1 protein-coding gene is annotated in these 321 nt (G+C 55.1%); it reads left to right on the forward strand.

From position 1 onward, the window contains the following. Window positions 1-321: hypothetical protein (locus tag IQP38_RS26280; protein ID WP_228010011.1), on the forward strand; the 321-nt coding region annotated here is incomplete at both ends.

A 321-nucleotide genomic window follows, 5' to 3' on the forward strand; every position in this document is an offset into this window, starting at 1 on the left:
AGTAACGGTGCCAGCGGGGCAAACTGAGTTTGATGTGCGTATCGCTTCCATTGATGACGCCGTTTATGAAGGTCCTGAAGATTTCAGTGTGACAGTGACTGGCATTGGTGCAGTGCAAGGCAGCGATACGGGGACGGCGACGATCGTGGACGACGGCAGTGGTCCGGGCCCTGATCCGGATGATGACCGTCCAAGCGTGACTATCTCAGATGCTGGCACCATCAATGAGGGTGAGACAGCGAACTTCAAAGTGACGCTGTCGAATGCCTCCGAGTCCACTGTTCAAGTCGAGCTAGGCCTGAACTTAGGTGACACCGAAGT

The sequence above is a fragment of the Vibrio sp. OPT41 genome (assembly GCF_015163595.1).
Lineage (GTDB): Bacteria > Pseudomonadota > Gammaproteobacteria > Enterobacterales > Vibrionaceae > Vibrio > Vibrio alginolyticus.